14 protein-coding genes are annotated in these 14,922 nt (G+C 44.0%); 10 read left to right on the top strand and 4 right to left on the bottom strand.

The genetic code is table 11. The features are described 5' to 3' along the window. Window positions 1-5: 5 nt before the first annotated feature. Complete coding sequence (locus L865_RS0115385) at window positions 6-1,349, top strand: alkaline phosphatase (protein ID WP_157577609.1); 1,344 nt, start codon at window positions 6-8, stop codon at window positions 1,347-1,349. Window positions 1,350-1,593: 244 nt separating this feature from the next. On the opposite strand, the gene L865_RS0115380 is transcribed toward L865_RS0115385, so the two are convergent. Further along, the gene (locus L865_RS0115380) at window positions 1,594-5,127 is read right to left on the bottom strand and encodes an amino acid adenylation domain-containing protein (RefSeq protein WP_037471325.1); all 3,534 of its coding nucleotides are present in this window, start codon (window positions 5,125-5,127) and stop codon (window positions 1,594-1,596) included. Between the two features lie 248 nt (window positions 5,128-5,375). On the opposite strand from L865_RS0115380, the gene L865_RS0115375 reads away from it, so the two are divergent. Then, the gene (locus L865_RS0115375) at window positions 5,376-5,747 is read left to right on the top strand and encodes a DUF2750 domain-containing protein (protein ID WP_028774046.1); all 372 of its coding nucleotides are present in this window, start codon (window positions 5,376-5,378) and stop codon (window positions 5,745-5,747) included. Window positions 5,748-5,833: 86 nt separating this feature from the next. Then, complete coding sequence (locus L865_RS0115370) at window positions 5,834-6,223, top strand: hypothetical protein (protein ID WP_157577611.1); 390 nt, start codon at window positions 5,834-5,836, stop codon at window positions 6,221-6,223. 78 nt (window positions 6,224-6,301) lie between these two features. Here L865_RS0115370 and erpA read toward each other — a convergent pair whose 3' ends face one another. Next, window positions 6,302-6,652 (bottom strand): iron-sulfur cluster insertion protein ErpA, encoded by a 351-nt coding sequence (erpA, locus tag L865_RS0115365; RefSeq protein ID WP_028774044.1) that lies wholly within the window; start codon window positions 6,650-6,652, stop codon window positions 6,302-6,304. Window positions 6,653-6,778: 126 nt separating this feature from the next. After that, a complete protein-coding gene (locus L865_RS23990) occupies window positions 6,779-7,627 on the bottom strand; it encodes a DUF6776 family protein (RefSeq protein ID WP_084632557.1) in 849 nt (282 codons plus the stop codon). A 73-nt stretch (window positions 7,628-7,700) separates the two neighbouring features. On the opposite strand from L865_RS23990, the gene L865_RS0115355 reads away from it, so the two are divergent. After that, window positions 7,701-9,410 (top strand): chloride channel protein, encoded by a 1,710-nt coding sequence (locus L865_RS0115355; protein ID WP_028774043.1) that lies wholly within the window; start codon window positions 7,701-7,703, stop codon window positions 9,408-9,410. A gap of 31 nt (window positions 9,411-9,441) precedes the next feature. Here L865_RS0115355 and L865_RS0115350 read toward each other — a convergent pair whose 3' ends face one another. Next, window positions 9,442-9,642, bottom strand: a complete 201-nt coding sequence (locus tag L865_RS0115350) for a hypothetical protein (RefSeq protein ID WP_028774042.1) — start codon at window positions 9,640-9,642, stop codon at window positions 9,442-9,444. A 391-nt stretch (window positions 9,643-10,033) separates the two neighbouring features. Between L865_RS0115350 and L865_RS0115345 the strand changes: the two genes are divergently transcribed. From L865_RS0115345 to hemL, 6 genes are all read left to right on the top strand, one after another. Beyond that, window positions 10,034-10,366, top strand: coding sequence for a c-type cytochrome (locus L865_RS0115345; RefSeq protein WP_051484645.1), 333 nt, complete (start codon window positions 10,034-10,036; stop codon window positions 10,364-10,366). Beyond that, complete coding sequence (locus L865_RS0115340) at window positions 10,363-11,583, top strand: molybdopterin-dependent oxidoreductase (RefSeq protein ID WP_028774040.1); 1,221 nt, start codon at window positions 10,363-10,365, stop codon at window positions 11,581-11,583. Before L865_RS0115345 ends, L865_RS0115340 begins: the two co-directional genes overlap by 4 nt. Next, complete coding sequence (locus tag L865_RS0115335; RefSeq protein WP_028774039.1) at window positions 11,583-11,966, top strand: hypothetical protein; 384 nt, start codon at window positions 11,583-11,585, stop codon at window positions 11,964-11,966. The genes L865_RS0115340 and L865_RS0115335 overlap by 1 nt, the downstream gene beginning before the upstream one ends. Then, the gene (locus L865_RS0115330) at window positions 11,963-12,343 is read left to right on the top strand and encodes a c-type cytochrome (protein ID WP_037471323.1); all 381 of its coding nucleotides are present in this window, start codon (window positions 11,963-11,965) and stop codon (window positions 12,341-12,343) included. The genes L865_RS0115335 and L865_RS0115330 overlap by 4 nt, the downstream gene beginning before the upstream one ends. Before the next feature lie 238 nt (window positions 12,344-12,581). Beyond that, window positions 12,582-13,601, top strand: a complete 1,020-nt coding sequence (locus tag L865_RS0115325) for an aspartate carbamoyltransferase (protein ID WP_028774037.1) — start codon at window positions 12,582-12,584, stop codon at window positions 13,599-13,601. 27 nt (window positions 13,602-13,628) lie between these two features. After that, window positions 13,629-14,915 carry a glutamate-1-semialdehyde 2,1-aminomutase gene (gene hemL / locus L865_RS0115320; RefSeq protein WP_028774036.1) on the top strand — a complete coding sequence of 429 codons (1,287 nt, stop codon included), beginning with the start codon at window positions 13,629-13,631 and terminating at the stop codon, window positions 14,913-14,915. The last annotated feature ends 7 nt before the right edge of the window (window positions 14,916-14,922 follow it).

The following is a 14,922-nucleotide window of genomic DNA, read 5'->3' as shown; positions in this document are numbered from 1 at the left end:
ATGCAATGAAGTTAGCTCGAATCTCCCTCACCATGACACTAGTGCTAGGGCTTGGTACCTCGCTCGGTTTAGCCCAGGCTAGCACACCGCGCAATATCATCTACCTAATAGGCGATGGCATGGGACCCGCCTATACCACAGCTTATCGATACTACCGCGATGACCCCAGTACCAAAGCGGTGGAAAACACCATTTTCGACCAGCTGTTAGTCGGGTTGTCGAGTACTTATCCCGATGACGATACCTATGTCACCGACTCTGCGGCGGCAGCCACAGCCCTGGCAACCGGCCATAAAAGTTACAATGGGGCGATAGCGGTCGATCATCAACATAGTCCACTTGTTACCATGATGGAACAAGCCAATGAAGCAGGCTATAACACCGGTGTTGTGGTCACCTCTCAAGTGAATCATGCAACACCCGCGAGCTTTTTAGCGCACAACAAAAGCCGGCGAAACTACAATCAAATTGCCGATAGCTATGCCGATAATTTGCTCAAGGGACTTGGTAGCGCAGATATCCTCCTCGGCGGTGGCACTGAGTATTTTCAACGCCAAGACCGCAATCTAGTCGAAGAGTTTATCAACTACGGCTATCAATACGTTGATGACTTGAATCAGTTAACGCAATTGACTGAGTTGCCCGCACTGGGCTTATTTGCCCCCTCCGGACTGCCACCAGCATTGGGCTCGACTAACCCCAATAGGTTGCAAATGATGACCGATAAAGCCTTGAACTTACTCGACAAGCAGCCACAGCCCTTTGTGTTAATGGTCGAGGCGAGTCAAATTGATTGGTGCGGACATAGCAACGATATTGCCTGTGCCATGGCCGAGATGCATGACTTTGCCCTCGCCCTTGCCAGCGCTAAAGCGTACGTTGATAAGCATGCAGATACTTTGCTGGTCGCCACCGCAGACCACTCTACCGGTGGACTCACATTAGGACGCAAAGGTGACTATCAATGGCGAGGTAAACAGCTACCGCAGATCAATACTTTACCTAAAGCCTATGCCAAAATACTGTTAGAAAACCCCAATACTCTGCGCGACATAAAGCAGTTTAGTGCCAGTTGGGTTAAGCATATTAACTTGTCATTAAGCGATAACCAGCTCGCTATTTTGCAACAAACGCTACTGGATGCGAGTCAGTCTAAAACCGCAGTGAAAAAAATGGCCTCGGCAATTAAGCGTCGTATCGATGCGCTGAGCTACACTGGCTGGACGACCACAGGACACGATGGCATTGATGTACCAATATTGGCTTATGGTACTGGCGCTAACCAGTTTGCTGGCCACTTAGATAATACCGAAATAGCCAATAAAATTATCAACTTCATCGTCAAATAATAGCAACTACAATAAAACCGACTATGCTCAAATCAGCGCTGACTCATTAACGTAGTCTCTCTGATTTGAGCAATTTGAAGGTATACGATAAACGGTTGCATTCCCTTTTTATTCAAAATAATTTAGAAAAAACTTTGTCACTATCATCATGGTTGTTTTCTGTTTATAAAGTACATGCACTGCTAAGCAGACATGTACTTTATGAGGTAAATCAACAACTAACCCAAAACCTTTAAACGCTTGTTTAAATAGCTACCATATTATTATCTCGACACTCTACAAAACGAGCAATAAACCAAACAAAAGGCTCAGTCTGGCCATTCAATTCAATAGTCCCCTCAATTATACAGTTTAATATAGCCCGAACATCGTAACTACACAAAGCGGAAATAGCTTCCATTGTTTTCAAATTTATTATACATTCGGATAAATTAAGCTTGGGGCTATTTGTAATAACAACACCATCATTTGTTACCTCCAGTGAAATTAACTCATTACAAAAATCAAATTTCAAAGATAAAACTAACTCAGGGGTTAAAACAGAGTCTTCTGCCAACATACTTTTCAAATAATTAAAAAAACTTTCACGCCAGCCACTTAACAATTTAACAATGTATTCGCTTTCCTTTTCATTAATACTATTGCTCTTTTCTGCTACTGCATACAACTTATTTACTTCAATTTCTGCTTCTATCAATGCCTCTACAGTTTTATCTATATCAGCATGACTATGAGCAGCAGAGCAAATAAATCTCAACCGGCCGCCACCCATTTCAACAATAGGGTAAGTTACTGCTAGTGTTTGAACCCCTTTCTGATACAAACTATGCACGATTGCATAAAGTTTATCTTTATCAGCAAAGTGAGGTGTTACAATGGGACCATCGCCGGTTCCCAAATCAAATCCAGCGTCTTCAAATCGTTTACGCATATATCGTGTTCTATCCCATAATTGCTCACGTAATGACTCATCCGCTTGCAATATCCTCAACGAAGCTAAAGCTGCACCTATATCCGCAGGACTGATTGAGGCTTGGAAAATGTACGCTCGAGATGACGACTTCAACAAATCGATATGTTCTTGACTTGCTGCTATAACTCCTCCAATACTACCTAATGCTTTACTTAGTGTGGTCATTATAAAATCTACATCTTTCGTAACACCTAACTCCGCGCATACGCCTGCCCCCTTTGCACCATAAAAGCCGAATGAATGAGCTTCATCAACTAGCACTAGCGCACCGTATTTTTTAGCAGAAGACACAATATCTCTAACAGGAGCCAGCCCTTCACCCATGCTATAAACACTTTCAAGTACCACAAGCACCGTTTTATATATTGAAATCTCAGATTTCAAAACTGCTTCTAAATCCTCAACATTATTATGTTGAAAAGTTCTAATTGTCGCTCCGCTTAATCTAGCACCATCAACAATTGAAGCGTGACAAAGTTGATCTATTACCACGACATCATTTGTTCCTATAATTCCTGAAATACCACCAAGATTAGCTGTATATCCAGTAGGAAAAAGACAAGCACTAGGCTTTCCAACCAGTTCAGCAAAATCTCTTTCAAAATCCAAATGTTGATTTGTCATACCTGTTGCCGCAGCAGATATTCCCATACCAGTTCCATATTGGCATAATGCATGTGATGCTTCAGAAATAACACGAGGATCACGATTCAAACCAAAATAAAGATTTGTTGACCAGATAATAGACATCCTATCTATATCTTTATTATAAGAATCACCAATAATACCTGTAGCAGAACTCCCAGTTCTCAATACTTTTCCATAGGGGTTTCTGCATGCATCATTAACCATAACGGTCACTTCATGCACTAATACGCTCTTATCTGCTACACTCCAAGAAATAACGTTAGCGCATTGAAAAGTTGGATGAGATGATTGCAACAAAGTCTGGAAACTTGCCAAAGTATCGGGGAAATTCACTGTTTCCATAGAACTTTCTCTCACTTGAACACTTGGTGAGGATAAGCTCGTTACATACTTCGCTAGGCTTACAGGCGATTCATAGTCTAAAAAAACTTGTGGCGAAAGAGAACAATGTAAAACTTTTGTTAACCGGCTACTTAATTCTAGTGAGCTTAATGAGTCCAATCCCAACCTTTCAAACATCAAATTACCATTAATCTGCTTGATATCGCTAAAACCAAATAAAGATGCAATTTCAATTTGAATTTTTTCCAAAATAGCCGCATAGGTATTTTTAGCACTAGCGTTATCTACCAGCATCAAGCTTTCTTGAGAGGATATAGCTAGTTGCACTTCCCTCAAACTTGGCAAATTATTACGATCCAATTTTCCATTAGGTAAATAGACAAGTGAATCCATATGCATTAATAATTTCGGCACCATATGCTTTGGTAGCTTTTTATTAAGATAAGTTTTAATATCTTCATCAAGAACACACCTATCTTGTTTTACTATATACGCCACTAAAATTTTTTGTTCATTATTTGTATTTTTGACAGCCACTGCGGCCGTAGCAATAGCAGGCATACTTTCCAATGCAGCCTCAATTTCACCAATTTCTACTCTGAACCCTCTAATTTTTACTTGTAGGTCTACTCGTCCTAAGAATTCAATTTCATTACCTTCTGTCCATTGCACCAAATCCCCAGTCCTATACAACCTTTCCTCTGGAATATTCGAGCTTGGTTTAATATCTATAAACCTCTCTTTAGTTAACTCTGTTTCATATAAATAACCTCTAGCCAACTTCCCCCCAGCAAGATAAAGTTCCCCTGGCACACCTTTTTTGTCTATTCGCTTTAATTTCTCATCAAGAATATATGAGCGAGAGTTAATAACTGAGCACCCAATTGTTACTATTTTTGTATGAGGTCTAATCTCGCCAATCGTCGAAAAAACTGTGTCTTCAGTTGGTCCATATGCATTTAAAACTCTTAGTTTAGCGTTTTGCCTGTAGAGCTGCTCTACTAATGAAGACTTAACTTCCTCACCACCAAGCACAATACAGCGAAGACTGTCTGGCAGCGATGAAGAAGAAAGTAAACTCTTCATAGAAGAAGGCACCATGACACAGGCTTTTACTTTACATGCATAGGGTAAATTAGGTAACTCAAGAGCATTCTTGGCCAAAATAATTGTGCCACCTAACATCAATGTCCCCAAAATTTCCATAACAGAGGTGTCAAAACAAACAGAAGCTGCTGCTAAAACTCCTTTCAGTTCTTCAGTAGTATAAAGACAGCGTAAAGCTAGACTCATTGCAACAACATTTTTATGCTCAACCGCAACTCCCTTAGGTTTTCCTGTTGAGCCCGATGTATAGATAACATAGGCCAGATCTGAGGCAGAAGGAAAACGAATACTGTCTTGTTTTTTCCTTTGTATCTTGTTAACCCAAATAACTTGTTCTACTGTATGACACAACTTCGCTTCAACCTCACTCTCAACAAAAACAGCTGAAACACCCGCATGCTTCAACATATATTCTATCCGTTCATTTGGATATGATGGGTCCAAGGGAACATAAGCACAGCCAGCCCTTAAGATACCTATCAAAGTAGCTACTAGCATCCAAGAACGTTTCATGCAGACCCCTATTAAGGCACCTTTATCAACTCCATGAAACAACAATTCATTTGCAATCAAGTCAGCCTTTTCCATTAGCTCTTCATAACTAATTTCCGAATAGCCATCTATTATAGAAATTTCATTTCTCTTATTTTGCTTATTCAGGATACTAACAATTGTTTCTTTTTCGTCACAACACCAATGTTCATCCATTTCCAGCTCCAAATCTATCGATATTAAAACCAACATAAAACTAATAATAATTTCAAAAGCAGGAACCAGCGAATTAATATAAATTAAAAAAACAACAAAGAGGTTAATAACCTAGTTCATCGCTGAGAATATTTACCTACTATGATTCATAGCCAGAACATTAAATCAATAAATACAACTTTGCCCACCTTGATACTGATGTTATTATCTGCCACCAAGCAATCACGCCTATTTAATGAGTATTCGCCATGAGCACAAGCGCCAAAGATCCAAGCCAGATGACCCCAGAAGCCCGTTATGACTTTTTAGTTGAACAAGCTAAATCCGAAGAGGTGTTGTGGACACTTCAGGATGCAGATGGTTGTGTCATGCTTACCACCGAAGAGGAAGATTGCATTCCTATGTGGCCCACTGCTGAAAGCGCGCAAGCATGGGCAATTGATGACTGGAAAGACTGCACAGTTTTGGCTATTCCCTTAAGCGAATGGTTGGAGCGTTGGGTACCAGGCATGCAAGATGACGACCTCTTCGTTGCTGTTTTCCCTGTCCATGATGATCTAGGTGTGGTGATCCCACCTTATGAACTTGAGCAGCGCTTAGCACCTAAAAAACGCCACTAAATCTGAAGGGGGAAATTGTGAAGCAACCCAGTTCAGCACAACAACCTGCTGTAGAGGCGGAGCCGAAACAAAACGTTAAACTAGCCATGCCTAAACGTTTAATTGCCTTATTGCTGTTCTTAACCGTCGCCTCAATCAGCGGTTTAATTGCTAATCAAGGCGTGCTATTTTGCGTATTGACCCTATTTATTGTGGTTGCGGTTGCCGGCAAACAAAAAACTGGTTTACTTATGCTGCGGCTTTACACCGTTTTACAGCTCATGTTAGTCAGTATGCTCCCCGTCATGTTGCACGAACCTGACAATCTTGCCAACGGCCCTTCGAGTTTCGACTTGGGTGCTTGGCAAGGTAAATTACCTGATTGGTTAATCTTTTCGGTGTTAATCGTCATTGCGTTGCTGCAAGTATGGATTGCTTTCACGCCGAAGGTCAGTGCCTATTGCAGCACCAAAGTAAACATGAATATTATGAGCTAGAGCCGATAAAGCCCAGCAACAAAAAAACCAGCGCTAAGCTGGTTTTTTATGGGTAACACTAAGTTTAAAACTTAAGCTTTACACTGAGAAGCTAGCACCACAACCACATGTTGTGGTGGCATTTGGGTTCTTAACAAAAAAACGCGAACCTTCAAGGCCTGAGGTGTAATCTACTTCACCGCCAACTAAATACTGTAAGCTCATAGGGTCAACTACTAGCTGCACACCTTGCTTTTCTACAGTGAAGTCGCCTTCATTCACTTTCTCATCGAATGTAAAACCGTACTGAAAACCAGAGCAGCCTCCACCTGTTACATAAACTCGTAACTTAAGCGCATCATTTTGCTCTTCATCAAGCAGTGTTTTTACCTTTGAAGCAGCTTCATCGGTAAACTTGATTGGCATTGTATCTTCAGCTTGTTCTGTCATTACTACCTCTAAACATCAGTTTGCTGAGCGGAATTATCCGATACCTGACCAATTTGTTCAAGTAATATGCGCAGCTATCGAATAATCTGTGAACTCTATGAGTATAAATGTGCCACCTGGCACGCATTACGGCTGTGGTTCTTCAGTTACCTCGCTCTCAGGCTCGGCTGACTGCACGGGTACCAGCTTGCTAAGCTCATCATCTTCAGCTAACTCACCACTACCAATATCAACATGACTGACATCAATCGATTCTAAATCGATGGGGAGAATATCATCTCGCTCAAAAGTCTGCTCAGTTTGAGCCCGTTTAGTCCATCGCGTCGCGGGGACGGTCACATCTACCGTGACCCGGTTTAGTTCAAAGCCCGCCGGTAAAATCACCTCGGTCTCTAACACCTGAAAGTAGCGAAACTGAAAAGCAAACGACTGCTCACTGAGTTCCGTCAGCGGTATATTAACCACTTCGCCCTCTTGCAAGCCGGTAAACACCAACTTAGCCTGACCTTTCAATGACTGTTTACGTTTTTGCAGCTGGGTAAGAATAAGTTTGAGGCGATATTTATTAGCCAACTGACTAGGAATAAGCTCAAGCCCATGTATCGCAACGCCTTCAGCATTATTCTCTGGCGCCATGATACTGCGGTAAAATGCTAATTCACGCTCCAATTGTTGCTGCTTGTTGTGTTGTTCAGCGAACAGCTGCTGCATATTCTTATTGGCTTCTTGCTCGAGTGTTAAAGCTAGATTACGCGCCGCCAAAACTTCCGCTTGTTGCTGCAATTGCCCACGAAGTTGCACTTCGCGACTGTCATCGACTTCAACTTGGGCTGCTTGATACTCTTGCCAGGTTTGCCATACCAAGCCCCCTAATAGGAAAGCCACCATAACCAGTAACAAAAGATAAACACTGGATGGGCGAATTTTTCGCTCATTAGCTTGCATGCGATTCGCCCAGCGATGATAATTTGGCATTAAGTTAAAGCCCCTTATACTCTTTTTAGTCCAGCATCAAAATTAACTTACATGGAATTTGTCGACAGTGACTGTGCAGCGCCTTGTTAAGAAAACTTATCTACAAAGCTGTAAATATCTCCGAACAACTCTCAGAGATAAATTGTCACAGGCAAAAATCAGTGGCCAACTGTGCTTAATTGCACTGCTATTTGCCCTTGCTGCCACCAGCGTCATTCTACTATTTCGCCTATTACTGCAGTGGATGACGGCCTACACCCAAATCCAAAGTCTGAATACTACTGAGTTCATTGATGACTGGCGAGTGTTACTACCACTATTTGGTGCAATTTTAATCTGGCTCGTGGCACAAATGGGATCTTCACGCTATAAACGGATGGGAATTGCCTACGTAATGCACCGCATCAAGATGCATTATGGCAAAATTCCGCTCCCCTCAGCACCGGCGCAATTTTTTCAGGCACTGCTTGCCTTAGCAAGTAATTTTTCGGTGGGCAAGGAAGGCCCTGCCATTCATTTGGGCGCGGTCAGTGCCAGTTATTTGGCCGAAAAATTTAATCTTCCCGACAACAGTGTCCGCATCATGTGTGCCAGTGGCATTGCTGCGGGTATTGCTGCAATTTTTAATTCGCCATTGGCTGCGGTGATATTTGTGTTTGAAGTGTTCCTTAGGGAATATAAGGTGCACTACTTCTTCCCAATAATGATTTCTGCTATTTGTGGCGCGCTCTCTAGCCAACTGGTATTTGGCAACATTCATGAATATGAGCATATTGGTGTTTTGCATATTCCACTGTCGCAATACCCTATTTTAGCGGTATGTGGTATCGCCATTGGCTTTGTTGCTGCCATTTTTAATCGCACCTTACTCGCAGTTACCGATACAGGCCAGCAGTGGCCACTGATATACCGACTCGGCCTAGCTGGCATCGTCACTTGCATTATAGGTATGGTATTGCCACAAGCACTAGGTAGCGGTGAACTGGCCATTGCCGCCAGTATTACTGAGCATCCATCAATGCTATTACTGTTTGGCCTGCTAGTGGGTAAAATCATTGCCACTGTAGCAGCGCTCGGACTGGGTATTCCAGGAGGGATAATTGGGCCACTGTATGGTATTGGCGCGGTATTAGGCACATTACTGGCCATGCTCGCAACTAGCCTATTTCCAGATGTGGCACCTTATATCGGTTTGTACACCATTATCGGCATGAGTGCGATGATGGGAGTTTGCCTTAATGCACCGCTAGCCGCTTTGGTGGGTATGCTAGAACTGACCAACAACGCGTCGATTATTTTGCCTTCAATGGTCGTGGTCATTCCCGCTTTTCTGATTAGCCACCAAGTGCTGCGAACCAAGTCTATCTTTTACCGGCAGATGGAAATCATGGGACTCGACTATAAAGTCTCACCCATAAAGCTCGGCCTACAAAAGCTTGGTGTTAGAGCGATTATGGATCGGCGTTTTGTCATTGTCGGTCACAATGATGAATTACTACTCGAAGTACTAAAACGTGCTGAAGGGCGTTCGGTGCTGAGCCGCGACCAGCAGGGCAATATGCAGATGTTGCAACTGGAATTGCAGGTTAGCAACGAAGTGAGCACCTTAACCCGCCACCCTATTCAAGGGGTCGCAGATACTGCCACATTAAAGGAAGTCTACGATATTCTCTCAAGAGAGCGGCGTGGGGAAGTCTTTATCTATCAAAATAACATCAGCGAAATTGTCGGCGTGATCAGCTGGGCAAGCTTACAAAAACAGATCCGCTCTGGTCAGGTATAGGCAAGCCAACTGATATTCGCTGCGTTGTAGTTTACTTAAGCTTCTCTTGGCGTGCTCGTTCAGCCTTTTCAGCTTCACGTATTTTTTGGTCAATTTGTTGCGACTGACCACCATTAGCATTAGCCATGACATCTTCATCTGAACTGGCGCTCACATGATAGCTGGCACCCGACCCACATCCTACCGCACCCCAAACGAATAATATCATCGTCGATAACTTGATTAACTTCATCACAAAAGTCCCTATTGTTAATATTATTGTGCCAATCATTGGCCATGAAAACAGCCACCAAGATGCCTAAATCTAAATCAAAACTCAAATCAAATGGCATCTTTGTCAAAGCTATCATTTGACAAACTGTACGCTTATCCAACTCAAACACCCACAAACCTTAGCATCTACGAATATTTTTAAGCACCTAATTTAAAAGAAAATAATCTGAGTTTTTATATCTTTTCACAACTTTTTACATGCCTTTGGTCACAGTTATCCGTAAATTGCCACCTACAGCAAGGTCAGCCATAAAACCTTGACCTGAATCAACAACAATAAGATTGACACAATCTGTCGCTATTCAATACCCAGTGAATTTTCTGACTGGGTTGCAACGAAGGAAATCGCTATGTCCGCTTGGAACACCAGCGCCATACCACCAAGGAAATCTTGGCTGCTTTTATTGCTATTACCCTTAGGTATTGGCCATGCCAATGACCAGCCCGAACCTCAGCTGCTTAACATGTGCAAAGCCTGCCACGGTGAGCAAGGTCTAAGCCAATTTGCCACAATCCCCAATCTTCAAGGCCAAAGTGCGCAGTATTTAATTGAGCAACTCAAGCAGTTTAAAAGTGCGCAGCGACAAGACCCCACCATGACCAAAGTAGCCAAGCTACTCAATGAGCAACAAATTAATGCGATTGCTCACTATTTTGCCAATACAGAGGATGAATCCAAATGAGCCTAGACAGACGTAGTTTTCTTAAAGGTGCTGCCGCCACTTCAGTTGCTGCCATGCTGCCAGTCAATTGGGTATTTGCCCGTCCTACAGGTGTAGAACCATTAGATCTCAGCGCAGTAAAATGGTCAAAAGTAGAACACTTACCAGCGCATTTCAAAGTGCTTAACAGCAGCCCATTGAATGCTTTCCCGCCAGAGCATCTGCTCGACCCTGCCACTACGCCATCGGATATCGCCTTTATTCGCTGGAATGGTCAAATGCCAGACTTTGACAACATCGATGCAGATACTTGGGAGTTTACCGTAGACGGAGAATCAATCGAGACCCCAAAGACCTATACCATTGCCGAGCTAAAAAACAAATTCAAAACCCACACACAACAGCTGGTACTAGAGTGTGGTGGTAATAGCCGCGAGAATTTTTACCCCAATGCCAAAGGGAATCAGTGGAGCAATTCGGCGGTATTTTGCGCCGAATGGACCGGCGTGTTAGTGAAAGATGTATTGGCTGACTGTGGCGTTAAATCTGATGCAGTATATACCGCACATTATGGGGCTGATAAGCATATTAGCGGCAAAGGCGCGGCCATTTCTCGCGGCGTACCCATTGCCGCTGCTATGAACGAAAACGCAATGATTGCATGGGCAATGAACGGCGAAGATATTCCTTATATGCATGGCTACCCGCTACGCATTGTCTTTGGAGGTCGTCCGGGTTCAGTCTCGCAAAAATGCGCGACCGGCATCGGTGTCAGAGATCGCGTTCACGACGGTAAGAAAATGGCTGCCCCCGCATACCAAGTGCCAAAGAATCCAGTTGCACCGGGTGAAAAGGTAGCCAACAAAGACTTTAAGATCATTGAAGAGATGATCGTCAAATCACTGATCACCGCCCCTGCCACTGGCGGTGAAATTAGCCTAGGTGAAGAGATTGAAGTGCGCGGTCATGCTTGGGCAGGAACCCGCGATGTGGCAAAAGTAGAAGTCAGTTATGACTACGGCACCACCTGGCAGACAGCATCGCTAAGCAAACCTGTAAACCCAATGGCATGGCAACAATGGCAGCTCAAAGTGAAACTCCCACAGGTGGGTTACTATGAGATTTGGGCGCGAGCAACGGATAGCAAGGGCGATAGCCAGCCCATGGTACAACCGCAATGGAACCCTAAAGGTTACCTATTTAACGGCTGTCATCGCATTGCGGTTAGGGTGGCTTAATGAGCATACGCAATCTCGTTATCGTCCTCGGTTTTAGCACCGCTGTTAGCGTGAGTGCTGCCGAGCCGCAATATCCAATCGATCCTGTATCAGGGCTTATTATGGCACCGGGCTGGCAAGTGGTTAACCAGCAATGTAATGCCTGCCATACCAGCCATATTATTCCGCAAAACCCGGGTAGCAGAGCCGTTTGGAAAGACACTATCGACTGGATGATTGACACCCAAGGCTTATGGGATCTCTCAGAAACTTGGGATCCGGTATTGGATTATCTATCGACATACTACAACGAATCAGGCATCGATATGCGCATCTTCCGTCGGAAACCCTTGTCAGAATCGCAAATGCCACCGATGCCAAGTACCAATAAGGAGCCACTATGATGCGAGCATGCATGTTGATCCTCATCGGTTCGGGCTTACTCAGCGGACAAGTCGCCGCCACACCAACGCAGTTTAATCAAGACCTAGGTAAACTAGCGATATCAATCACTGATGAAGCTACCAATTATCAAGCCGATATCGCCAAAGGTGAACAACTGGCGAACACGCGCTGCGTTGCCTGCCACGGTGAAGCGATGCTGAAAATGATGCCAGCCTATCCAAATCTGCAGGGGCAAAAAGCGGCCTATTTGTTTAAGCAATTGTTGGACTTCAAACAGGGCCGGCGACAAAACCCCTTGATGCAAGGGCAAGCAGCCATGCTGAGCGAGCTTGAGATGAAAGATGTGGCCTATTACTACTCAACACTCACCCCTTAATCATCCATTTTTGCTGTTTTTACTAGGCTAAAAGTTAGGCTTTTAGCCTAGCTTTTCCTATCTCTCCAAATTGCTAACATGAGAATGCTAACTGTGTCGCTATTTCTCTATACTAGGATTTCCCTAATATAGTGTTTCGGGTATAATGCCGCCTCAGCCACCCTACATAATATCTGGGCCTGTATAACACCTAAAACGGTTGTGCAGTTTGCCCCATTGCAATTGGAAATAAAGGCTGATGACTCAGTTTCAAGGTTCTCACATCCTGTCAGTAAACCAGCTCAACTTAGATGCTGTTCAACAAATCTTTAGTGTTGCCACTCGTATGACGCCCTATGCCCTGCGTCAGAAACGCACCACTGTGCTTGATGGCGCCATTTTAGGTAGCTTATTCTTTGAGCCAAGTACCCGCACACGCATCAGTTTTGGCTGTGCCTTCAACTTGCTTGGCGGTAAAGTCAATGAAACCGTAGGTATGGGATCATCTTCACTATCAAAAGGTGAGTCGCTATACGATACTGCGCGCGTGCTCTCAAGCTATTCCGATGTGATTGCCATGAGACACCCTGATGCCTTTTCGGTAAAAGAGTTTGCCGAAGGCAGTCGAGTGCCAGTGATCAATGGTGGCGATGGCTCCAACGAGCATCCAACCCAAGCACTGCTAGATCTTTTTACCATTCAAAAAGAGCTGGCAGCAGGCGGTCGAGATATTAGTGGTATGCACATCGCCATGGTGGGTGATTTGAAGTTTGGACGTACCGTACATTCATTATCACGCCTATTATGCATGTACCAAAATGTCAGTTTCACTTTAGTCTCACCAAAAGAGCTAGCAATGCCTGACTATGTGATCAGCGACATTGAAAATGCTGGGCATAAGATCACAATAACAGACCAACTTGAAGGAAATTTAGATCAGGCTGATATACTCTATCTAACTCGAATTCAAGAAGAACGCTTCCCATCACAAGACGAAGCGAATAAGTATCGTGGCAAATTTAGATTGAACCACAATATTTATACACAACATTGTAAATCGAACACAGTGATCATGCACCCACTGCCACGCGACTCACGCGAGCAAGCGAACGAGTTAGACAATGACCTAAATAGTCATCCTAACTTAGCCATTTTTAGGCAAGCAGATAATGGGTTATTGATCCGTATGGCACTATTTGCACTGACATTAGGTGTTGACTCACAACTTGAGCAATACGAATGCCCAGTGAACTGGTATTCACGCAAAGCCGATTTTTAATTTGGCGACTGACTTAAAGGATTTAGCATGACCCGTTCTGAAACGCTATTTGAACAGGCGAAAAAAACCATTCCTGGCGGCGTTAACTCGCCAGTACGTGCATTTAACGGTGTAGGTGGCTCGCCACGCTTTATCGAAAAAGCAGATGGTGCCTATATCTATGATGCAGATGGTAAAGCTTACATTGATTATGTAGGTTCGTGGGGCCCAATGATTTTAGGCCACAACCATCCAAAAATTCGTGAAGCGGTATTAGCTGCAGTAGAAAACGGCCTGTCTTTTGGCGCCCCAACTGAACTAGAAGTGACCATGGCTGAAAAAGTCATTGAAATGGTGCCTTCAATGGAACAAGTTCGTATGGTGAGCTCAGGCACAGAAGCCACTATGAGTGCCATTCGTCTAGCACGCGGTTTCACTAACCGTGACAAAATCTTGAAGTTTGAAGGTTGCTACCATGGCCATGCTGACTGCCTACTCGTTAAAGCGGGTTCTGGCGCACTGACCTTAGGTCAACCAAGCTCTCCGGGTATCCCTGAAGACTTTGCTAAGCACACATTAACCGCCGTTTATAACGAGCTTGAATCGGTTAAAGCCCTGTTTGAACAGTACCCAGAAGATATTTCTTGTATCATTCTTGAGCCTGTTGCTGGCAACATGAACTGTATCCCACCAATCCCAGGTTTCTTAGAAGGTCTACGCGCATTGTGTGATGAATACGGTGCCCTACTGATCATTGATGAAGTCATGACCGGTTTCCGCGTTTCGAAAAGCGGTGCTCAAGGTCACTACGGCATCAAGCCAGACCTAACCACGCTAGGTAAAGTTATTGGCGGCGGCATGCCAGTTGGTGCTTTTGGTGGCCGTAAAGATGTCATGCAGTTTATCGCACCTACTGGTCCGGTTTACCAAGCAGGTACACTTTCAGGCAACCCGATTGCCATGACTGCAGGTTTGGCACAAATGGAAGCCCTATCAGCACCAGGTCTATATGAAGAGTTGGCAGCAAAAACTAAACTTATCGCCGAAGGCTTTAAAGCTGCAGCCAATAAGCATGGTGTGCCAATGTCTATCAACTATGTTGGCGGCATGTTTGGTTTCTTCTTCACTGATGAAGCGCAAATCACGCGTTTTGACCAAGTTACTCAGTGTAATGAAGAGCAGTTCCGTGTCTTCTACCACGGCATGTTGGACGAAGGCATCTACCTAGCACCAAGTGCTTATGAAGCCGGGTTCTTATCTATGGCTCACGGTGAAAAAGAGCTAGAAGCAACCTTAGCTGCAGCTGATCGTGTATTAGCCAGCATGGCTAAGTAACCAGCGA

The organism is Shewanella waksmanii ATCC BAA-643 (genome assembly GCF_000518805.1).
GTDB lineage: Bacteria > Pseudomonadota > Gammaproteobacteria > Enterobacterales > Shewanellaceae > Shewanella > Shewanella waksmanii.
The sequence above is the reverse complement of the archived record's forward strand: the minus strand, read 5'-3'. Positions and strand labels throughout refer to the sequence as shown.